Raw genomic sequence first — 20208 nt, 5'->3', positions numbered from 1 at the left:
GGAAGCTTGGCAAACAAATGAAACAGACTCTCCAACTTCGAATCTCGCAACATCTTGCGCTGACGCCCCAGCTGCAGCAATCGATCCGACTGCTGCAGCTGTCGACGCTCGAGCTGCACCAGGAGCTGGAACAGATCCTTTCCGATAACCCGATGCTTGAACGCATCGATGATCCGCTCGACAATTCCGTCCGCCTGCTGGCGGACGGCGCCATCAGCGCGACGCCGGCGGCATCAAGCGCAAGCACTACGGAAACGCCGGCCGCCGAGGCAGGATCATCATCCGGTCCGGAAGAATCCGAAGGCGGATTTGAAGGCGGCGACAGCGGCGATGGCGCCTCGTCCGGCGAAAGCGACTGGAGCTTTGACGACGTGGCCCGGACATCCAAGGCGCCGGAAGACGATGACTCGCGTCCGCAACTCGAAGCGCACGAAACGACGCTGCGCGAGCATCTGCTGGAACAGATGCGCCTGACCGTGCATGAGGCGCGCGACCGGGCGCTCGTCGAATTGATCATCGACGCCTTGAATGACAACGGTTACCTGGACGAGCCGCTGGAAGAAATCCATGCGCGGCTCCCGGAAGAACTTGAAATCGACATCGAGGAGTTGCGCGTCGCGCTGAAATTGCTGCAGAGTTTCGATCCTGCCGGCGTCGCCGCGCGCAATGCGTCGGAATGCCTGTCGATCCAGATCAGGCGCTTTCCGAAGGTGCCGCTCGTCACACGCCGGCGCGCGCTCGACATCGTCGAGAATCACCTCGCGCTGTTCGCGCAACGTGACTTCAACAAGCTGAAGAAAATCCTGGATTGCGACGATGAAGACCTGCGCGAGGCACAACACGTGATCAAGCGCTGCAATCCGCATCCCGGCGCGCTGTTCGCCTCCGACACATCGGATTTCGTCGTGCCCGATGTCATTGTCAAGAAAACAAAGAACGGCTGGCAGGTGATGCTCAATCACGATGTCATGCCGCGGCTGCGCGTGAATGCGATGTATGCCAACATCCTCAAGCAGAGCAAGGGTGAGGGATCGCTCACTTCTCAGCTGCAGGAGGCCAAATGGCTCATCAAGAACATGCGGCAGCGCTTCGACACGATCTTGCGCGTTGCACAAGCCATTGTCGATCGGCAACGCAACTTTTTCTCGCACGGCGCGGTCGCCATGCGCCCTCTTGTGCTGCGTGAAATTGCTGATACACTTGGTTTACACGAGAGCACTATTTCTCGTGTAACAACTCAAAAATACATGCTCACTCCTCACGGCATGTTCGAGTTGAAGTACTTTTTCGGTAGCCATGTCGCCACCGAAGCGGGAGGAGAAGCGTCTTCGACGGCGATACGTGCACTGATCAAACAGTTGATAGGAGCAGAAGACCCCAAGAATCCATTTTCAGACAGCAAAATCGCGGATATGTTGGGGGAACAGGGCATGGTCGTGGCACGGCGCACAGTCGCGAAGTATCGCGAGGCTCTGAAAATCCCTCCAGTGAATCTGCGCAAATCCCTGTAGTTCTTGTGTTGTAGTGTTGTCTTCGTTGCTGTGTTCCGGCGTACCCTGCTACGCGAATGCAGGCATGTTGGGAACCTCCGGCGACACCAATCTTAGGAGCGCGTATGAATCTCACAATCAGTGGACATCATCTCGAATTGACCCCCTCCATTCGTGAGTATGTGCAGACGAAGCTGGAGAGGATCAAACGCCATTTCGATCATGTCATTGATGTAGCGGTCATCCTGGCCGTGGAAAAGCTCCCCGAAAAAGAAAAGAGACAGAAAGCCGAAATCAACGTACGTCTGCGAGGAAATGTCATTCACGTGGAAAGCATCTCGGAAGACCTCTATGCCGCGATCGACACGCTGATCGACAAGCTGGACCGCCAGGTCCTCAGACATAAAGCCAGACTTCAGGATCATCAGCACGCAGCGATCAAGCGCATGCCGGAGACGCAGCCGGCAGCCTAGATTTGCCGCCTCCTCCGTCGGGCAAGCCGGCGGAAATGATGAAGGGCGCACATGCAAAGGGTGCGCCCTTTTTTATTGGCCTCCTGCCTCGCGATCTGCACACGGCGGGCTTCGTGCTGCGGACGAATGTCGGCGCAGTGACTGAAACGTTTTTGCAATGCCGCTAAAATACGACGACCATTCACCATCAATGCCGTCATGACTGAATTCGTCCGCTTCGCCGTCACCAACAACATCGGCTTCATCACCCTTGATCGCCCCAAGGCACTCAATTCTCTCTCGCTCGACATGATCCGTACGATCACGGCCACGTTGCTGGCATGGCGCAGCGACGAAGGGGTACGTACAGTTCTGATCCACGGCAGCAGCGAAAGGGCATTCTGCGCCGGTGGCGATATCCGCTTCTTTCATGACGCAGGCCGCAGCACGCCGCAGGGCGGCAGCGCGCTCCTCGAAGACTTCTTCACGGAAGAATACGCGCTCAACCATCTCATCCATCACTATCCGAAGCCGTACATCGCGCTGATGGACGGCATCGTGATGGGCGGTGGGATGGGCGTCGCGCAGGGCGGGGCCAGTAATCGCCTGCGCATAGTCACCGAGCGTACGAAGATGGCGATGCCGGAAGTGAATATCGGCTTGTTCCCGGATGTCGGCGGCAGCTACTTCCTTTCGCGCGCACCCGGTCAGCTCGGCGCTTATCTCGGGGTCAGCGGCGAAGTGGTCGGCGCAGCGGACGCGCTTTACGCGGACCTGGCCGATGTCTATGTCCCCTCTGCGCAGCTTCCCGCGCTCGTCGCCATGCTGCAGACAACGCAGGCGCCGGACGTGCGCGCGGCGGTTCGCGCATTCGCGGCGGAATTCACGGAACAGGCTGATCCTGCGCGCAGCATGCTTGCACAGGAACGCGCCGCCATTGACCGGCACTTCGCGCATGATGCGGTCACCGCGATTGCCGCCTCGCTCGCGACCGACGCGAGCGACTTCGCGCAGAAAACGCTCGAGACGATGAAGAAGCGCTCGCCGCTGATGATGTGCGCGACGCTAGCCCAGGTGCGCCGCGGCGCAACCATGAGCGTGGCGGAGTGCCTGCGCATGGAACGCACGATGGTCCGCCGCTGCTTTGAACAGGGCGAAGTGCTGGAAGGTATCCGCTCGGTGGTCATCGACAAGGACAACGCACCGAAATGGTCGCCCGCGACCTGGGCGGAAGTCACGGCAGACATGATCGAGCGCTTCTTTGAACCGGCATGGCCGGCTCACGCGCACCCGTTGCGCGAGCTCGCTTGACCAAGTCAGATCTCGTCGATCCGGAATAGTCGCCGGTGTTCGCGGATCGCGTAACGATCCGTCATGCCGGCGATGTAATCAGCCACTTTGCGGGCCTGCGCGCGGGCCTTGTCCTCACCATCACCCACCACAACCTGGTAGTCGGGCGGCAGCAGGCGCGGCTCCTGCATGAATGCATCGAACATCTCGTGCACGATGCGGCGGGCCTTGCTGGTCATGCGGTTCACCATGTAATGGCGATACAGGTTCTCACGCAGAAATCGCTTCAATTGCGCCGCCTGCGCCTGCATGTCGTCGGAGAACGTGATCAGGGCGGGCGAATTGCGCACATCGTCCACCGTCTTCAATCCGGCCTCCTGGATGCGCGCCTGCGATGCATTGATCAGGTCGACGATCAGCGCATTGATCATGCGCCGGATGGTTTCATGGATCGCGCGCCGTCCGCTGATGCCGGGATACACTGTCTCCACCTCCCTGCGATGCTGCGCGTAGAATTCGATTTCATCGAGCTGCGCGGTGGTCAGCAGGCCTGAGCGCAATCCGTCGTCGACATCATGGTTGTTGTAGGCGATTTCATCGGCAAGGTTCGCTAGCTGCGCTTCCAGCGTCGGCTGCTTGCGCTGGAGGAAGCGCAGGCCGATGTCGCCGAGCTGCGAGGCATTCGCATGCGAGCAGTGCTTGAGGACGCCCTCGCGCGTTTCGAACATCAGATTCAGGCCGTCGAACGCGCCGTAATGCTCCTCCAGTTCATCGACCACGCGCAGGCTTTGCAGGTTGTGCTCGAAACCACCGTAGTCCTTCATGGCGGCATTGAGCGCTTCCTGACCAGCGTGGCCGAAGGGCGTGTGCCCCAGGTCGTGGGCGAGCGAGATTGCTTCGACCAGGTCTTCATTCAGGCGCAGGTTCCGCGCGATGGAGCGTCCGATCTGCGCGACTTCAATGCTGTGCGTCAGGCGCGTGCGGAACAGGTCGCCCTCGTGATTGACGAACACCTGCGTTTTGTATTCGAGCCGCCTGAATGCCGTGGAGTGGATGATGCGGTCGCGATCGCGCTGGAATTCGCTGCGGGATGCGGGCGGCGGTTCGGGGAAACGCCGTCCCCGCGATGCCTCTGGCCGAGCGGCGTAAGGTGCGAGGTTGGCGTCGTGTTTCATCTATCTGACACAGGCATCCAGGGTTGCCAGCAGCACGTCCTGCGGCGCCGGCATGATGACCGACGAACCGAGAGGCTTGAGCAGGATGAACTTGATCTGTCCGCCTTCATTCTTCTTGTCGACCTGCATGAGTTCCAGCCACCGCTCCTTGCCGAGATCCGGCGCCACGACGGGCAGGCCGGCGGCCTTGACCAGCGCGGCCACACGCTCTTTCGTGGATGCATCGATAAAGCCAAGGCGGTGCGACAGATCAGCGGCCATCACCATGCCGCAACCGACCGCCTCGCCATGCAGCCATTCGCCATAACCAAGGCCTGCCTCGATGGCGTGACCGAAAGTGTGGCCGAAATTAAGGATGGCGCGCAGCCCTCCTTCACGTTCGTCCTGCCGCACGACATCGGCCTTGAGCTCGCAGGAACGCTTGATGGCGTATGCCAATGCATCCGCATCCCTGCCAGCCAGCTTCGCGATGTTTGCTTCGATCCAGTCGAAAAACGCCACATCAATGATGGCGCCATACTTGATGACTTCGGCCAGGCCGGCGGACAGCTCGCGCGGCGGCAAGGTATCCAGCGTCGACGTATCCGCAATCACCGCGCGCGGCTGGTAGAACGCGCCGATCATGTTCTTGCCCAGCGGATGGTTGATGCCGGTCTTGCCGCCGACGGAAGAATCGACCTGCGACAGCAAGGTGGTCGGTACCTGGATGAAGGGCACGCCGCGCATGTAAGTGGCCGCGGCAAAACCGGTCAGGTCGCCGATGACGCCGCCGCCCAGCGCCACGAGGGTGGTCTTGCGGTCGCATTTTTCCTGGAGAAGCACATCGAAGACACGCATCAGGCTGGGCCAGTTTTTCTCCTCTTCGCCGTCGGGCAAGACGATCGTCGTGACCTGCTTGCCTGCGTTGGAAAGCTCGCGCACCACCTTGTCGAGGTAGAGCGGACCAACCGTGGTGTTGGTCACAATCGCAGCACGCTTGCCTGCGACATGGCGGCTGATGAAGTCAGAATCGGACAAAAGCGATTGTCCGATGAAAATCGGATAGCTGCGATCCCCGAGGTCGACATGCAAGGTAATCGGGGAAGCGTGTTGCGTCATCATCAAAAAGTGTCAGGAAGTTGGGTTCGTCTTATCCTCGCCCCGGCCCTTGGTCACCGTTTCCAGCTGGGTCAGGATGGTCTGCACCAGTGATTGTACGTTAGGACGGCCGGTATCGATGACAAGATCGGCAACTTCCATGTAATAAGGCTCCCGTTCCCTCGCCAGCTGTTCGAGCCGCTGGCGCGGATCGGCGGTCTGCAGCAAGGGGCGGTTCTTGTCGTGGCTGGTGCGCTGGAGGATGGCGTTGACGCTCGCCCGCAGGTAAATCACGGTCCCGCGTGTTTTCAGGTATTCGCGATTTTCCGGACGCAGGATCGCTCCGCCGCCGGTAGCAAGAACGATATCGTTCAATTGTGTCAACTCGCGGATCACTTCCGATTCGCGCTGGCGAAAACCGGCTTCCCCCTCGATTTCGAAAATCAATGGAATGGCAGCGCCGGTGCGCGCCTCTATTTCATGATCGGAATCGATGAAGCGTTTGTCGAGTTTTTTGGCGAGGGCACGGCCGACCGTGGTCTTGCCGGCGCCCATCAAGCCTACGAGAAAAATATTAGACACTAGTACGCCACGTCACATGTACCAATCCCATATGGACTCGGACTGCCCGGCGGGGGAACAGTTTGATTCTGCAGGTCGGAAGCAAGAACCGGCAGGAAATAAGCCTGTGTGCTGTAGGTCGCCTCTGTACCCGCAACACTGCCCCGGACCGTCAGCATTGACTCGGTCCAGTTTCCCCTATCTTTCGGGTACAGGATGGAAACCACTGCAACACCGTTGGCATCGGTTTGACCACTCGATGTGACATTCACCGGCGTCCTCGGGTCGAGGATGCCATTCTGGTTCGTATCCTCGCCCGGGTCCAGGATTCCGTTCAGATTGACATCCTCATTGGCGCAGGTGGATGTATTTACCACGCCCCACCCTGCCTGGCTTACCAGCCCGGCGGTAACGTCGTCCGTCGTGTAATAGTGGTATTGACCCTTGCGATACCTGGTCACGCGAATCGATGCGGTAACAGTAACATTAGGCACAGGATTGCCTGAGGCATCCGTCACGAATACCGAATAGTCTTGCCTGTAGGTCGTCGAACTCGGTGCTTCGAGTAAATTGCCTGTGCCTGCAGTAATGAACAGGGATTTCCTGGACACAGTCAGCGTAGCCGTCGCAAGCTTGCTCGTGCCCTGGATTTTTGCCTGGATCTGGACACCATTTGTCTCCGTGGTGGCAGAGCCGGCAATGAAGTCGACCGTTGCGGTGCCGTCGCTTGCCGTAGTAGCCACCGGGTTGGACAGACTGCCGCCGCTGCCATCCTTGACGATGGTAAATTCGATAACTGCATCCTTTACCAGGTTGTTATACGCAGTACCGTCCCGCACGACTGCAGTCAAGCGGCTCCGCTCGCTCTGGGTAGTTGCATTGGTTCCGATGACTGCGGGATCGGCCTGCAGGGTAATCGTTGCGGTCGACGTCAGCGGGGCGGCAAATTCCAGGGTCGTTTGTGCCGTCGGGCCATTGACGATCGTGGCAATAATGGTTGCAACACCGGCCGTCTCCGATTTGATATACGCCTCTGCACTGCCTGCAGTCACAGGTACTCCGCTGCTCGACAGTACCGAGGAGCAGGCGCTGTCCGAATACAGGGTGCCACGGGAAGCGGTGATATTGACCGTGCCGGATTGCGGTACGCCGGCATTGGCATAGCTTGTCACAAGCTTGGTGCAGATCCCGGTGCTGGTTTGTGCATTGCCGCTGCTGTTTACAGTCGTTCCAACTGTGGCGACGGTCAGGCTGACCGAATTTACGGTAAAGGACAGTGATTTCGTTGCGCCTTGAGAGGCAATCGACAGCGTATCAGTGCCAGCTTGCGAACCAGAAACACGGATGGCTACTTGCCCCAGCGAGCTGGTAAGTGGCGCAGAGGTACTTCCGCCACCCGAAGAGGTGATTGCAATCGCATTTCCCTTCGCGGAAGAAATCGTCACAGGAACATTGGCCACTGCGACGCCGGCCGAGTCCTTCACGGAAATCACGAAATCGCCTGTGCCGCCACCAGTGACCGTTGTCGGCCCAGTCGCCGTAACGGCGGTTCCGCTGACGGTCACGGTTCCGGTCGTGGAAACATTTCCGGCCTTCGCAGTAACCGTTATGGTGCGATTGGTCTTGTCACCCGAAGTGCCAAGCGTTGCTGTCGCCTTTCCGCTCGTATCGGTCGAACTCGACACATTGCTCAAAGCGCCAGAAGAAGCGGAGAAGGTAACCGGGGTCGAGGCAATCGTATTGTTGCTCGCATTCTTTACCACTGCCGTCACGGTCACTTCCGTACCGCTCGCGCCGGACGAAGGAAGTTCGGGCGTGCTGAACAGCAGGGAAACCGACGTCGGCGTTGTATTCGTGGATCCGCTGCTGCCGGCAACGGTTCCTGGTGATCCTCCGCCCCCTCCACAAGATACGAGCATGAACGCCGCAAACCCGGTCACTCCCATGCGGGCTGCATTTCTGAAGACGCTTGTTATCGAGCCAAATGTCATTTTTCTTCCCTGATTTTATTTATTGGATCTTGTTGTTCTATTGGATATTGTCGTCAATCACCGCGTCGCAAGGCGGTCGTTCACGATCTTCGGCGTGATGAATATCAGCAACTCTGTCTTGTCGTTTGTGCGAGTGGTTGTCTTGAAGAGATGTCCTAGCACCGGCACATCGCCCAGCAAAGGCACTTTCGCTTCGGAATCACGTTGGGTCTGCTGGAAGATACCACCAAGCACGACCGTTCCGCCGTTTTCGACCAGCACCTGTGTCTTGACGTGCTTGGTGTCAATGGCGAAGCCCGCACGGGTTTCGACACCGACGCTATCCTTGTTCACATCCACGTCGAGGATGATGTTTCCGTCGGGCGTGATCTGCGGGGTCACTTCAAGCTTCAGGTTCGCTTTGCGGAAGGCAATGGATGTTGCGCCACTCGACGTAGCCACCTGATAGGGCAGTTCAGTGCCTTGCTCGATGAGCGCTTTCAGCTGGTCCGCCGTGACAACGCGCGGGCTGGAAATGATCTTTCCTTTGCCATCCGCTTCGAGTGCCGACAGTTCCAGGTTCAGGAACCGGTTGGCGGCCGCAGAGAAAAGGCTGACCGCAAGGCTCGGAGCCGTCAATCCATTAATGCCGGCTGCCGGGAGATTCACGAACTGCGTGTTGTTGAAAGCGCTTCCCGAATCCTGCGCCTGGCCGGTCTGTTCACCGATACCGATGTAGTTCCCCGTCACGGCAGCCCGCGTATTGCCATTGAGCTGGTACCCCGCATCCCCACCGCGGAGATTGCGCATGTCATTGAAGCCGAGTTTCGCGCCAAGGTTCTTGCTGAACTTGTCATCGGCTTCAACGATCCGCGCCTCGATCAGCACCTGTTTCGACGCAATATCAGTCTTTTGAACGAGCTTTCGTACCTCCTCGAGCTTGGATGCGATGTCGGTCACGAAGAGCTGATTGGTCCGCGGATCGATGACTGCGCTGCCCCTCTTGGAGAGAATGCTCTTCTTGGTGTCACCGCCGGTATCCAGGCCAAACACCTGCTTGAATGCTTCCGCCTTCTGATAGTTGAGCTGGAACGTCTCGGTCCGCAGCGGCTCCAGCTCGGCGATTTGCGATTTCTGCTCCAGTTCCAGCTTTTCCTTGGTCAGCAGTTCATCCTTCGGTGCAATCCAGATCACCGAGCCGTTCTTGCGCATGTCGAGGCCCTTGGCCTGCATCACGATATCCAGGGCCTGATCCCACGGAACGTCCTTCAGGCGCAGGGTAAGGTTGCCACTGACCGAGTCGCTGGTGATGATGTTCAGGCCGGTGAAGTCGGCAATCACTTGCAGGACCGCGCGCACTTCGACATTCTGGAAATTCAGCGAAAGTCGCTCGCCGCGATAGCCCTGTGTCCCCTGTACCAGCTTGTTCGGGTCTTCCTTGATGGGCTTCACTTCCACGACGAGTTGCGTATCGCTTTGATAGGCGCTGTGCTCCCACAGGCCCTTCGGCTCGATCACCATGTGCACGTTCTCGCCCTTCGGCGTAGTCGTAATGGTCTGCACCGGAGTGCCGAAATCGGTCACATCAAGTCGGCGGCGCAATACCTCCGGCAGCGAAGCCTTCAGGAAATCGACGACAATCGCCTGTCCCTGCTGGCGCACGTCGACGGCCACTTGGTTGCTCGGCAGGTCGACGACAATTCGCCCTTCTCCATTCGGTCCACGGCGGAAATCGATATCACGCAGGGCCTGTTTGCCAGTATCCGCAACTTTGGGCGAAATCGGGACGCCGGCCGCATTCACTGGCGTCGCCACGCCGCCTGATCCGTCGATCGTCACGATCACCAAATTGCCTTCCACTGCGGTGGCGTAGTTCAGCGGACGCAGCAGGTTGAACACCAGCCGCGAGCGTTCGCCCGCCTGCACCACATTGACATTGCGCACATCGCCCAGGCCGATGTCCTGCGCAGACTTCCCAGTGGCATTGGCTGTGCCGGCGAAATCCAGCGCAATGCGCGCAGGACTCGTGATCGAAAAACCGATCGGTGGCTTCTTGACCGGGTTCTTCAGCATCACCTTGACGATGACGTTTGCGCCCTGCTGATTCGCGCTGATCGACTCGATGGCATTTTCCTGTGCCAAAGCCGCGCCGCATGCCATCAGCAGGCATGCGAAGACGAATCTCCTCGATGCGCCATTCACAGTTGCGCCCAAGCGTTGGAAGTGTTGTTTGACCGCGTTCATTTTTTATTCTCCTGCAACTCTAACTTGGCTTTGCGCTCGGACCATTCCCCTGCCGCATCGCGGACGATTTCCTTCAGTTCGACTTCCGTTTCCGTGATTTTCGTGATCATCCCAAAATTCTGACCGATGTAATTACCGGCCTTGACCTGGAACACTGATTTGTCGACCTGCAAGAGGGCGTAGCTCAAGCCGGGCTTCTCCAGTGTCCCGACCATCTTGATGCTGTCGAGGGGGAAGTTTTCCAGCGGCTCCTTGCGGCGTTCAAGATCCGGCTTGATCCCGCTGCCTGAACTCGCCTGCATCTTGGCAAGCGCCGTCGAGAGCTTGAGCGGACTGAACGGATCGACCTCATCCTTGGCGTTATAGACGAACGGCGTGAATGTCTTGGGTTCCGGAAGCTTTTGCACAGTGACCGGCGTATGGCGCTGCACGTCTTCCATCCACTGCTTGACTTCCTGCAGGTCGCCGTCGCCGCAACCGGCGAGAATTCCCGTGACGATGAAAGCGGCAAGAGCTGCCCTGACGCGAAGACTTTTCATTTTTTCGCTCCCGCCTTCTTGGCTTTTTCAGCCGCCAGCTTGCGTTGCTCGCTGACTTCGTCCTTGTCCAGGTAGCGGAATGTCTTGGCGACCGCATCCAGCGTCAGGCTGCCGTCCTTGCCCGCAACGAGGTTCATGTTGTTCAGGGTCACGATCCGGGGCAGGTTCGCGATGTCGCTGGTGAAGGAGCCTACGTCGTGATAGTTTCCGGTCACCTTGATATCGATCGGCAGCTCCGCGTAATAATCCTTCACGACGACCTGGCCAGGCTTGAACAACTCGAACTGCAGTCCGCGGCCCAGACCCGCCTGGTTGATGTCGGACAGGAGCGCGTCCATTTCCGCCTTGCTGGGCAACTGCTTCTCGAGCGTCGACACATACTCGCCGACCTGCTCCTTCTGCTTGCGCAGGCTGGCGAGGTTGATCGCCTGCTGCACCTTCAGCTTGTAGTCGTCGCGCAGCTTTACCTCTTCCTGCTTGCCCTGATCGAGTTCGTCCATTTCGCCGTCCAGGTACAGGAACCAGCCAAGCAGCACAACAACCGCCAGCGTGCCGAGTCCGCAGGCCATGCGCGGAATCAGCGGCCACTGGCCCGGATGCCTTCCGTTCAGGCCGCGGAACTGCGCGGCGACCTTGTCACCGATTTGCTTCAGATCTGCCATAGTGAGTCTTTCATGTCAGGGGCGCTTGGGCGCCGCGCCAGCTGCCTTGCCCGAAGCCGCCTGATCCTTCTCGCGGGGGCGCTTGATTCCTACGTTGACAGTGAAATCGAATACCCTCTTCGCGTCCTTGCCCTGGCCAACGTTTGCCGAGCGGATCTCGATCAGGTCCGGACGTTCAAGCCATGGCGAGTTATTGCTGAGGTTGCGCAACAGTTCGGACACGCGCTCATTGGATTGTGCAAATCCGGCCAGCACCACGCGCTGGTTTTCCTGCTTGAAGGAGCGCAGGTAGATCCCTTCCGGCACCTGCTTGACCAGTTCATCCATCAGGTAGACAGGCTGGTTGCGGTCGCTCTGCAGGTCTTCCACCGCCTGCTGGCGTGCCTTCAGGCCGTCGATTTCCTGCTTGAGCGTCGCGATTTCCTTGATCTGCGCATCGAGCTTGGCATTCTCTGCCTTGATGAAGGTGTTGCGCTGGTTCTGGTTGGCGATCTGGGCACCGATAATGCCGCCGACCACGACCACCATGGCAAGCCCCATCAGGCCTGACATGGCCAGCAACCTGTAGAAGCCGATCTTGCGCTGCTTGCGCGCTTCTTCGCGGTGAGGAAGGAGGTTAATGCGAATCATCGGTCGAACCTCCGCATCGCCAGCCCGCAGGCCACGAGATAGGATGGCGCCTCGGCGCGCAACTGCTTTTCACGCACCGAAGACGCCAGTTGCATGCCTTTGAAAGGGCTGACGACGGAAGTGGAAATCTTGGTGCGTTCCGCAACCAGTTCCACCATTCCGGGGATGACCGCGCATCCTCCGGCGAGGAAGATCTGGTCGATATGGGTGTACGGTGTGGACGTAAAGAAGAACTGGATGGCGCGCGTGACTTCGAGCGCAGCGTTTTCCAGGAAAGGCTCGAGCAGTTCGCGCTCGTAGCCATCCGGCAGGTCCGCCGCCTTCTTCTTTGCTTCCGCATCCTCGAACGACAGCCCGTAGGCGCGCACGATATCCTGGGTCAGCTGGTTGCCGCCGAAGGGCTGCTCGCGTTCGTAAATGGTTTGGCCGTCCAGCAGTACCGACACCTGGGTGACCTGTGCGCCGACCTGGAACAGGGCGACGATCTGTCCCTGGCCACCCTTGGGCAGTTGCGCCGTGATGCGATCGATGGCAGTGCGTGCGGCATACGATTCAATGTCCATGACGCTTGGCTTCAATCCGGCCGCTTCCGCCACGGCGACGCGATCCTCCACCTTTTCCTTGCGCGTGGCCGCAATCAGCACCTCGACGTCTTCCGGCGCATTCTGGGCTGGGCCGATAACGTCGAAATCCAGGCTCACTTCATCCAGCGCAAAGGGGATATATTGGTTCGCTTCGCTTTCCACCTGCATTTCCAGCTCGTCCTCGGACAAGCCTGCAGGCAGGATGATTTTCTTGGTGATCACGGAAGCTGGCGGCATGCCTAGCGCAACATGCTTCGCACGCGAGCCGCTTTTTTTCCAGACGCGGCGCACCGCTTCCGTCACTTGTTCGATGTTTTCGATGTTGCCGTCCACGACGGCGCCGCGCGGCAAGGGCTCGCTTGCGAAACGCTCCAGCCGAAGTTCATTTTTGCCCGCTTCAGACAGTTCAACGAGTTTGACGCCCGAAGTGCTGATGTCCAGGCCGATCAGCGGCGGATTCTTCTTTCCCAGTAACAATCCGAGATCAATGGCCAAGGGTAACTCTCCCCAAAATGTGGTTTATTGCGTGAACGCACCACTTATCTGAATGTCGAATGAAGGGATAAAATCATCGACTCACGAAAAACTCGTTTAAAAACCAATATTTAGGTGATAAATATCCAACGTTACATTAAATCCTAGCAATAAGCCTGAACCAGTGTAAAGCGATTTCCTACCAGTAATTTGTAACCGCGTTGCCAAAAGCCCACGTTACCTTTTAGTAATGATTGGTTTTCCATTAATTTCGGACAGCGATGTGCGCCGTTATAATTCTGCGTTCCTGTCCCCACTCGTTTTCTCCGAATGACTCGTCCAAATCCTCCCGGCGACACCCCGAAAGAAGCGGCGCCCAAACGCCGGTACCCACTGTTAGTGCGTCTCACACTCGGCCTCTTTGGAGGAATCGTCGGACTGGCCCTGGTCGGCGTGCTGCTGCTCGGCTTTGCCCTGACCATGGCCTACCCGAATCTGCCGTCGCTGGAGGCCATTACCGACTACCGCCCAAAGATTCCGCTGCGGATCTATTCGGCGGACAACGTGCTGATCGGCGAATTCGGCGAAGAGCGCCGCAATCTCGTACATATCAAGGATGTGCCCGACATCATGAAGAAGGCGGTGCTCGCGATCGAGGATGACCGCTTTTATGATCACGGCGGCGTGGATTACATGGGTATCCTGCGGGCTGCCGTCCACAACCTGACCAGCCACTCGAAGCAGGGCGCATCCACCATTACCCAGCAGGTTGCACGCAACTTCTTCCTCTCCAGCGAGCAGACGCTCAAGCGCAAGATCTACGAGGCGCTGCTGGCATGGAAGATCGAGCAGAACCTGTCGAAGGACCAGATCCTCGAGCTGTACATGAACCAGATTTACCTGGGACAGCGCGCCTATGGCTTCTCTTCGGCGGCGCAGATCTACTTCGGCAAAAAGCTCTCGGACATCACCGTGGCGGAAGCTGCGATGCTGGCCGGCCTGCCCAAGGCGCCTTCGGCCTACAACCCGGTCGCCAACCCCAAGCGAGCCCGCGCGCGGCAGCAGTACATCCTGGAGCGCATGTTCCAGCTCGGCTACATCACGCAGGATCAATACCAGGAAGCCAAGGACCAGGTCCTGAAGATCAAGACCGACAGCAGCGAATTCGGCATCCACGCCGAGTACGTGGCGGAGATGACGCGCCAGCTCGTTTACGACCAGTTCAAGGAAGAGGCATACACGCGCGGGCTGAACGTGTACACAACCATCACCAAGGCCGACCAGGACGCTGCCTACCTGGCATTGCGGCGTGGCGTGCTGGATTATGAAAAGCGGCACGGCTATCGCGGCCCGGAAGGCTACATGGAGATTCCGAACGCGAAAGAGGAAGCCGAAAGCGCCATCGAAACCGAACTCGCCGAACACCCCGACAGCGACGACATCGTCGCGGCCGTGGTACTGGAGGCAGCGCCGAAGAGCGTGAAGGCGGTCCTGTCTTCCGGCGAGGAAATCACGATCACCGGCCCAGGCCTGGCGATTGCGACGAATGCGCTGAGCGAAAAAGCGGCACCAAACCGTCGCATCAAGCGTGGCGCGATCATCCGCGTCACCCAAGAGAACAAGGCGTGGAGCATCACGCAAATGCCGGACGTCGAATCGGCCTTCGTGGCAGCCAACACCACCGACGGTGCGATCCGTGCCTTGGTCGGCGGCTTCGATTTCAACCGCAGCAAATTCAATCACGTCACTCAGGCATGGCGCCAGCCCGGCTCCTCGTTCAAGCCGTTCATCTATTCAGCGTCGCTGGAAAAGGGCTTATCACCATCCACCATCATCAACGACGCGCCGATCAGCTTCGACGCCGGCCAAACCGGCGGGCAGGCGTGGGAACCGAAGAACTACGACGGCAAGTATGAAGGCCCGATGACGATGCGTAAGGGTCTCACCAAGTCGAAGAACATGATTTCGATCCGTATCCTGCACAGGATCGGGGCGAAGTATGGACAGGAATACACCACTCGCTTCGGCTTCGATGCGGACAAGAACCCGCCCTACCTGACACTGGCGCTCGGTGCCGGCGCGGTTACACCGTTGCAGCTGGCCGGGGCCTACGCGGTATTCGCAAACGGTGGCTACAAGATCAGTCCGTACATCATTTCGAAGATTACCGATTCGAATGGCAATGTGCTGTCCGAGGTTACGCCGGACAAGGCAGGCGATGAATCCAATCGTGTGATCGACGAACGCAATGCCTTCCTGATGGACAACATGCTGAAGGACGTGGTCAAGTACGGCACTGCGACCCGTGCGCTGGTGCTGAAGCGCCCGGACATCGCCGGCAAGACTGGCACCACGAACGACTCGGTCGACGCCTGGTTCGCGGGCTACATGCCGAAGATGGTCGGCATCGCCTGGATCGGCTTCGACCAGCCTCGCAATCTCGGCAACCGTGAAACCGGCGGCGGCCTCGCGCTGCCGATCTGGATCAGCTACATGCAGAAGGCGCTCAAGGATGTACCGATCGAAGACCGCCCGGTACCGGAAGGCATCATCCAGGTGAACGGCGAATATTATTACGCCGAGAATCCGCCAGGCACCGGCGTGCACAGCCTGGGACTGGGCGAGAAGCAGGCGACGGATGAAGAGAAGTCCAAGGACGAGGTGAAGAACGAATTGTTCTGACACTCAAGGGAGTTGGCGCTCCGGGGTAAAAGCCAAAGCCGAACCTGCACCTGCGAGTTCGGCTTTTTTCTTTATTTCGCGCCGTGCAGCACCAGCGGTACGCCGCCCTGCTCGCTCACCATGCGCGACAAGGCCGAGAACAACTCGGACTGGTCGCGGGTATTGATCCAGCGCCCGCCCTCATAGCGGTAATGGAAGCCGCCCGAACGTGCTGCCACCCACATCTCCTGCATCGGCGCCTGGCTGTTGACGATGATCTTTGAACCATTGTCAACAAATTCGATTTCCAGCACATTGCCACTGCGGCTGCATTCGACGTCCAGGTCGCTGTCGTCCGCGGCACGCTCGAGTGCGGATTCGATCACGCCTAGCGTCTGCTCGGCCAGTGCCAGGAATTCGGATTCAGTCATGCTACACTCCAATCAATTTTCTTAAACCGTGATTCTAATCGTGAAGTCCGCTTCGGTTCTTGTCGTCGTTACCATGCTTGCGTGTGCCGTGGCCGGATGCGGGCAGAAGGGGCCGCTTTACCTGTCGGCAAAACCCGCGCCGATCCCGACGTCTTCCGCACCGACTTCCCCGGCCCCTGCGGACAATCACGCACCTGCTTCCAAATAGCCTTCCGCCTTCCCATGTCGCATTTCCATTACAAGAACGGCGTGCTGCACGTCGAAAACATCCCGCTGACCGACATCGCCAAACAGTTCGGCAGCCCGACCTACGTCTACTCCAAGGCGGCGCTGGTCGAGAATTTTTCCGCCTATGCCAACGCCTGCAAGGAAAACCGCCGGGACGAAACGACGGCGCTGGTCTGCTACTCGGTGAAATCCAATTCCAACCTCGCCGTGCTGAACCTGCTCAGCCGCATGGGATCAGGATTCGATATCGTATCGGGCGGCGAACTGCGGCGCGTGATTGCCGCCGGCGGCGATCCGCACAAGGTGATCTTTTCCGGCGTGGGCAAGACGCACGAGGAAATGCGGCTTGCGCTGTCGCACGACATCCTCTGCTTCAACGTCGAGTCGACCGCCGAGCTGGCCCGCCTGAATGAAGTCGCCGGCGAAATGGGCAAGCAGGCGCCGATCTCGCTGCGCGTGAACCCGAACGTCGATCCGAAGACCCATCCGTACATCTCGACCGGGCTGAAGGAAAACAAGTTCGGCATTGATTATGACGAAGCGCTGAACGCCTATCGTGTGGCCGCGACGCTTCCCAACATCCGTATCGTCGGCATCGATTGCCATATCGGCTCGCAGCTGCTGGACGATGCGCCGCTGCTCGAAGCGCTCGACCGTCTGATCGAACTGGTCGACCGTCTCGCGCAGGAAGGCATCCGCCTGCATCACCTGGACATCGGCGGCGGCATCGGCATCACTTATGACAAGGACAAGCCTGTCGCGGTAGGCGACTATCTGACGCGGTTGTTTGCAAAAATCGACAAATGGCGTCTGACGAATCACAAGGGTGCGCCCATCCAGGTGATGTTCGAACCCGGACGCTCGATCGTTGGCAATGCCGGCGTGCTCCTGACCGAAGTGGAATACCTGAAGCATGGCGCGGTGAAGAACTTCGCGATCGTCAACGCGGCGATGAACGATCTGATGCGTCCGGCCATGTATGAAGCATGGCACGGCGTGCAAGCCGTGGTGCAGCGCGCTGCATCACCGAAGGTCTACGATGTGGTCGGCCCGGTATGCGAATCGGGCGACTGGCTGGCGCGTGAGCGTGCGCTGGCGATCGAGCAGGGCGACCTGCTGGCGATCATGTCGGCCGGCGCGTACGGCATGACGATGTCATCCAACTACAATACGCGCGGCCGTGCGGCAGAAGTGATGGTGGACGGCGACAAGGTGCACCTCATCCGCAAGCGCGAAACGGCGGGTGACCTGTTCGCGCTGGAATCGCAGCTTCCCTGACCCACTAACCTCCTCAACCAGGCGCCGGCTCCGTCCGGCGCTTTTGCATTCTGGAATTGATTCCGCGCGTCAGAAGCAGCAGGCCGACGATGCTGCCATACAGGATGGGCTGCGCGAAATCATGCTTACCCGCCTTCATCCACCAGAAGTGCAGGATGCCAAGGCTGGCGATCAGATACACGAGGCGATGCAACGACTGCCAGCGCTTGCCGCCAAGACGGCGAATCATGCCGTTCGTGCTGGTAATGGCGAGCGGAAGCAGCAGCAGGAACGCCGTGAAGCCTACCGTGATGAAGGGCCGCTTCGCCACGTCGCGCAGCATTTCGTCGACATCGAAGAAGTGGTCGAACCAGAAAAAAGTGGTGAAGTGCAGCGTCGCGTAAAAGAATGCAAACAGGCCCAGCATGCGCCGCAGCTTGATCAGCCAGTGCCATTTGCTCAGGCGTCGCAAGGGCGTGACCGCGAGCGTAAAACACAGAAAGTACAACGTCCAGTCACCGGTATTGCGCGTGATGAATTCGATCGGATTGGCGCCGAGACGATCGGTGAATGCGAACAGCACGAGGCGCGTGAACGGCAGCAGCGCAGCAACGAAGATTACGGTCTTGATCGACGCGATCTGGCGTGGAGTCGGATTGAACACGGAATTCCCCTGCGTCCTCAGAAAAACTTCTTCAGGTCCATGCCGGAATACAGCGATGCCACGTCGCTGTAGCCGTTGAACATCAGCGTCTTGCGCTTGCGAGCGAAGAATCCGTCTTCCCCGATGCGTCGCTCGGTCGCCTGCGACCAGCGTGGATGATCGACCTCGGGATTAACGTTCGAATAGAACCCGTATTCCTGCGGCGCCGCAATGTTCCACGCGGTCCGCGGCTGGTCCTTGACAAAGCGGATCTTGACGATCGACTTCACCGACTTGAACCCGTACTTCCATGGCACGACCATGCGCAGCGGCGCGCCGTTCTGGTTTGGCAGCACTTCGCCATACATGCCGAACGTCAGCAGCGCCAGCGGATGCTTCGCCTCATCCAGCCGCAAGCCTTCAACATACGGCCATTCCAGCACCGGGCTGCGCACGCCCGGCATCTGCTTCTTGTCGGCGAGCGAAATGAATTCGACAAACTTCGCATTGCCGGTCGGCTCAACTTTTCTGATCAGTTCGGAGAACGAGTAGCCCGTCCATGGAATCACCATCGACCAGCCTTCCACGCAGCGCAGGCGATATACACGTTCTTCCAGCGGCGCCAGCTTCATCAGGCTGTCGATGTCAATCGTCATCGGCTTCTTGACCTCGCCTTCGATCGCAACCGTCCACGGCCGCGTTTTCATGGCGCCGGCGTAGCGCGAAGGATCGGTCTTGTCGGTGCCGAATTCATAGAAGTTGTTGTAGGTGGTGGCGTCCTTGTACGAGGTCGGTTTGTCCATCACGACAAACGCAGTGTCCCTCTTCGCCGCGAGTTTCTGCGCACCTTCTGACTGTGCGAAGGCCTCGCGGGTAAGCATGTCCATGAGCGCGCCGCCGGCAATCGAGCCGACCGCAAGCTGCCGGATGAAGCTGCGGCGAGATTCAAAAATGTGGCGTGGAGTAATTTCAGAACTGAATGGAATGTCGATTCCGTTGGGATTGCGCTTGAACAACATGGCTGCTCCATGATTTCGTCGAGGACTGGGACTTGGTCTTTGCAGCACCTGCCAACCTTACATCAATTTTGAACCGGATGAAGCTGGAGGTAGACCACACGGGCGATATCCAGCAACCTGCGCTTGTCGATGCCGCCGGACAAGGCGTAACCATAGTCGCTGTCGATCCAGTAGAACGCCCTGGTGCCGCCCTGCTCCATTACTTTGAAACCGGTCTCGGGCTGCGGTTGCACAGCGTGGCGCACGGTCAATGTCAGGCGCTCGCCCGTATCCGATTCATACATCAACTGTGCCAGCGGGCCGTCTTTTCCGGGCAACAGACGGCCACCTAGCAGGGAGAAGCCCTGCTCCCGCAGGTTGGGCGCGTGGATCGGCGCGCTCAAGCGTTTGGACAGCCATGCCACCAGGTGCGCTTCCTGCTGCGCCGGAACCTCGACCGGATGGCGCTGCTCGGCCGAGTACAGTACATGCGCGGCCAGCGCCTCTCGAGCAAAGGCACGCGGCTGTTCGATTGGCTGCATCATGCCATGCGCCAGCCAGCCGGCGACGAGTCCGCAACTCAGCCACGCGAATCCCGCGACCAGGCCTTGCGGCCACCGCTTCCGCTGCAAGGCGGCGGAGAAGCGCAGCGGCACCGGCTCGTTGAGTACGGGATCGAACACGTCGTGCAACAACTGATTCTGCGTCCGCCAGGCATGGACTTCGGCGACCGCCTCCGGGTGCGCTGCCAGGTAAGCCTCGACCTCGGCGCGACGCGCCGCATCGAGCTGACCATCGACATAGGCATGCAAATCGATTTCAGTGATCGGTGAGGCGGACAT

18 protein-coding genes and 1 pseudogene are annotated in these 20208 nt (G+C 59.0%); 6 read left to right on the top strand and 13 right to left on the bottom strand.

The window, feature by feature from the left end; translation table 11 throughout:
• The first annotated feature begins 17 nt into the window (after positions 1-17).
• Positions 18-1511, top strand: a complete 1494-nt coding sequence (locus VJ698_RS20380) for an RNA polymerase factor sigma-54 (protein WP_324104643.1) — start codon at positions 18-20, stop codon at positions 1509-1511.
• 104 nt (positions 1512-1615) lie between these two features.
• Positions 1616-1963: a ribosome hibernation-promoting factor, HPF/YfiA family gene (gene hpf, locus VJ698_RS20375; RefSeq protein WP_324104642.1), complete on the top strand. Its 348-nt coding sequence runs from the start codon at positions 1616-1618 to the stop codon at positions 1961-1963.
• Here the strand turns inward: hpf and VJ698_RS20370 are convergent.
• On the bottom strand, positions 1960-2163 hold the full coding sequence (locus VJ698_RS20370) for a hypothetical protein (RefSeq protein ID WP_324104641.1): 204 nt from the start codon (positions 2161-2163) through the stop codon (positions 1960-1962). The genes hpf and VJ698_RS20370 overlap by 4 nt on opposite strands.
• Between VJ698_RS20370 and VJ698_RS20365 the strand changes: the two genes are divergently transcribed.
• Entirely contained in the window at positions 2162-3253 is a 1092-nt protein-coding gene (locus VJ698_RS20365) for an enoyl-CoA hydratase/isomerase family protein (protein WP_324104640.1), read from the top strand. The genes VJ698_RS20370 and VJ698_RS20365 overlap by 2 nt on opposite strands.
• Before the next feature lie 5 nt (positions 3254-3258).
• Here the strand turns inward: VJ698_RS20365 and VJ698_RS20360 are convergent, their stop codons facing one another.
• The 8 genes and pseudogenes from VJ698_RS20360 to VJ698_RS20325 all read right to left on the bottom strand — a co-directional run bounded on the left by VJ698_RS20360 (position 3259) and on the right by VJ698_RS20325 (position 13169).
• The gene (locus VJ698_RS20360) at positions 3259-4407 is read right to left on the bottom strand and encodes a deoxyguanosinetriphosphate triphosphohydrolase (RefSeq protein ID WP_324104639.1); all 1149 of its coding nucleotides are present in this window, start codon (positions 4405-4407) and stop codon (positions 3259-3261) included.
• A pseudogene (gene aroKB, locus VJ698_RS20355) lies at positions 4408-6039 on the bottom strand (bifunctional shikimate kinase/3-dehydroquinate synthase AroKB).
• 26 nt (positions 6040-6065) lie between these two features.
• The gene (locus VJ698_RS20350) at positions 6066-8036 is read right to left on the bottom strand and encodes an Ig-like domain-containing protein (RefSeq protein ID WP_324104638.1); all 1971 of its coding nucleotides are present in this window, start codon (positions 8034-8036) and stop codon (positions 6066-6068) included.
• Between the two features lie 57 nt (positions 8037-8093).
• On the bottom strand, positions 8094-10259 hold the full coding sequence (gene pilQ / locus VJ698_RS20345) for a type IV pilus secretin PilQ (protein WP_414691195.1): 2166 nt from the start codon (positions 10257-10259) through the stop codon (positions 8094-8096).
• On the bottom strand, positions 10256-10798 hold the full coding sequence (locus tag VJ698_RS20340) for a pilus assembly protein PilP (RefSeq protein WP_324104637.1): 543 nt from the start codon (positions 10796-10798) through the stop codon (positions 10256-10258). Before VJ698_RS20340 ends, pilQ begins: the two co-directional genes overlap by 4 nt.
• Positions 10795-11460: a type 4a pilus biogenesis protein PilO gene (locus tag VJ698_RS20335; protein WP_324104636.1), complete on the bottom strand. Its 666-nt coding sequence runs from the start codon at positions 11458-11460 to the stop codon at positions 10795-10797. The genes VJ698_RS20340 and VJ698_RS20335 overlap by 4 nt, the downstream gene beginning before the upstream one ends.
• Before the next feature lie 15 nt (positions 11461-11475).
• Positions 11476-12090 (bottom strand): PilN domain-containing protein, encoded by a 615-nt coding sequence (locus VJ698_RS20330; protein WP_324104635.1) that lies wholly within the window; start codon positions 12088-12090, stop codon positions 11476-11478.
• Complete coding sequence (locus tag VJ698_RS20325; RefSeq protein ID WP_324104634.1) at positions 12087-13169, bottom strand: pilus assembly protein PilM; 1083 nt, start codon at positions 13167-13169, stop codon at positions 12087-12089. The genes VJ698_RS20330 and VJ698_RS20325 overlap by 4 nt, the downstream gene beginning before the upstream one ends.
• A 309-nt stretch (positions 13170-13478) precedes the next feature.
• On the opposite strand from VJ698_RS20325, the gene VJ698_RS20320 reads away from it, so the two are divergent.
• Complete coding sequence (locus VJ698_RS20320) at positions 13479-15830, top strand: penicillin-binding protein 1A (protein WP_324104633.1); 2352 nt, start codon at positions 13479-13481, stop codon at positions 15828-15830.
• 71 nt (positions 15831-15901) lie between these two features.
• Here VJ698_RS20320 and cyaY read toward each other — a convergent pair whose 3' ends face one another.
• Positions 15902-16240: an iron donor protein CyaY gene (gene cyaY / locus VJ698_RS20315; RefSeq protein WP_324104632.1), complete on the bottom strand. Its 339-nt coding sequence runs from the start codon at positions 16238-16240 to the stop codon at positions 15902-15904.
• A gap of 73 nt (positions 16241-16313) precedes the next feature.
• Here cyaY and lptM point away from each other — a divergent pair, with 73 nt between their 5' ends.
• Both lptM and lysA read left to right on the top strand, forming a co-directional pair.
• Positions 16314-16448 carry an LPS translocon maturation chaperone LptM gene (lptM, locus tag VJ698_RS24640; RefSeq protein WP_414691197.1) on the top strand — a complete coding sequence of 45 codons (135 nt, stop codon included), beginning with the start codon at positions 16314-16316 and terminating at the stop codon, positions 16446-16448.
• A gap of 14 nt (positions 16449-16462) precedes the next feature.
• On the top strand, positions 16463-17746 hold the full coding sequence (gene lysA, locus VJ698_RS20310; RefSeq protein WP_324104631.1) for a diaminopimelate decarboxylase: 1284 nt from the start codon (positions 16463-16465) through the stop codon (positions 17744-17746).
• Between the two features lie 13 nt (positions 17747-17759).
• Here lysA and VJ698_RS20305 read toward each other — a convergent pair whose 3' ends face one another.
• The 3 genes from VJ698_RS20305 to VJ698_RS20295 all read right to left on the bottom strand — a co-directional run bounded on the left by VJ698_RS20305 (position 17760) and on the right by VJ698_RS20295 (position 20208).
• Positions 17760-18389: a protein-methionine-sulfoxide reductase heme-binding subunit MsrQ gene (locus VJ698_RS20305; RefSeq protein ID WP_324104630.1), complete on the bottom strand. Its 630-nt coding sequence runs from the start codon at positions 18387-18389 to the stop codon at positions 17760-17762.
• A gap of 17 nt (positions 18390-18406) precedes the next feature.
• Complete coding sequence (gene msrP / locus VJ698_RS20300; protein ID WP_324104629.1) at positions 18407-19387, bottom strand: protein-methionine-sulfoxide reductase catalytic subunit MsrP; 981 nt, start codon at positions 19385-19387, stop codon at positions 18407-18409.
• A gap of 62 nt (positions 19388-19449) precedes the next feature.
• On the bottom strand, positions 19450-20208 hold the full coding sequence (locus VJ698_RS20295) for an anti-sigma factor (RefSeq protein ID WP_324104628.1): 759 nt from the start codon (positions 20206-20208) through the stop codon (positions 19450-19452).

It is taken from the genome of Noviherbaspirillum sp. (assembly GCF_035254685.1).
Classification (GTDB): domain Bacteria; phylum Pseudomonadota; class Gammaproteobacteria; order Burkholderiales; family Burkholderiaceae_D; genus Noviherbaspirillum.
The sequence above is the reverse complement of the archived record's forward strand: the minus strand, read 5'-3'. Positions and strand labels throughout refer to the sequence as shown.

Excerpts from the sequence above, each read along its gene's own strand:
- VJ698_RS20380 (WP_324104643.1), top strand. The coding sequence starts at position 18 with ATGAAACAGACTCTCCAACTTCGAATCTCGCAACATCTTGCGCTGACG.
- hpf (WP_324104642.1), top strand. The coding sequence starts at position 1,616 with ATGAATCTCACAATCAGTGGACATCATCTCGAATTGACCCCCTCCATT.
- VJ698_RS20365 (WP_324104640.1), top strand. The coding sequence starts at position 2,162 with ATGACTGAATTCGTCCGCTTCGCCGTCACCAACAACATCGGCTTCATC.
- VJ698_RS20370 (WP_324104641.1), bottom strand. The coding sequence starts at position 2,163 with ATGACGGCATTGATGGTGAATGGTCGTCGTATTTTAGCGGCATTGCAA.
- VJ698_RS20360 (WP_324104639.1), bottom strand. The coding sequence starts at position 4,407 with ATGAAACACGACGCCAACCTCGCACCTTACGCCGCTCGGCCAGAGGCA.
- VJ698_RS20350 (WP_324104638.1), bottom strand. The coding sequence starts at position 8,036 with ATGACATTTGGCTCGATAACAAGCGTCTTCAGAAATGCAGCCCGCATG.
- pilQ (WP_414691195.1), bottom strand. The coding sequence starts at position 10,259 with ATGAACGCGGTCAAACAACACTTCCAACGCTTGGGCGCAACTGTGAAT.
- VJ698_RS20340 (WP_324104637.1), bottom strand. The coding sequence starts at position 10,798 with ATGAAAAGTCTTCGCGTCAGGGCAGCTCTTGCCGCTTTCATCGTCACG.
- VJ698_RS20335 (WP_324104636.1), bottom strand. The coding sequence starts at position 11,460 with ATGGCAGATCTGAAGCAAATCGGTGACAAGGTCGCCGCGCAGTTCCGC.
- VJ698_RS20330 (WP_324104635.1), bottom strand. The coding sequence starts at position 12,090 with ATGATTCGCATTAACCTCCTTCCTCACCGCGAAGAAGCGCGCAAGCAG.
- VJ698_RS20320 (WP_324104633.1), top strand. The coding sequence starts at position 13,479 with ATGACTCGTCCAAATCCTCCCGGCGACACCCCGAAAGAAGCGGCGCCC.
- cyaY (WP_324104632.1), bottom strand. The coding sequence starts at position 16,240 with ATGACTGAATCCGAATTCCTGGCACTGGCCGAGCAGACGCTAGGCGTG.
- lptM (WP_414691197.1), top strand. The coding sequence starts at position 16,314 with ATGCTTGCGTGTGCCGTGGCCGGATGCGGGCAGAAGGGGCCGCTTTAC.
- lysA (WP_324104631.1), top strand. The coding sequence starts at position 16,463 with ATGTCGCATTTCCATTACAAGAACGGCGTGCTGCACGTCGAAAACATC.
- msrP (WP_324104629.1), bottom strand. The coding sequence starts at position 19,387 with ATGTTGTTCAAGCGCAATCCCAACGGAATCGACATTCCATTCAGTTCT.
- VJ698_RS20295 (WP_324104628.1), bottom strand. The coding sequence starts at position 20,208 with ATGTCCGCCTCACCGATCACTGAAATCGATTTGCATGCCTATGTCGAT.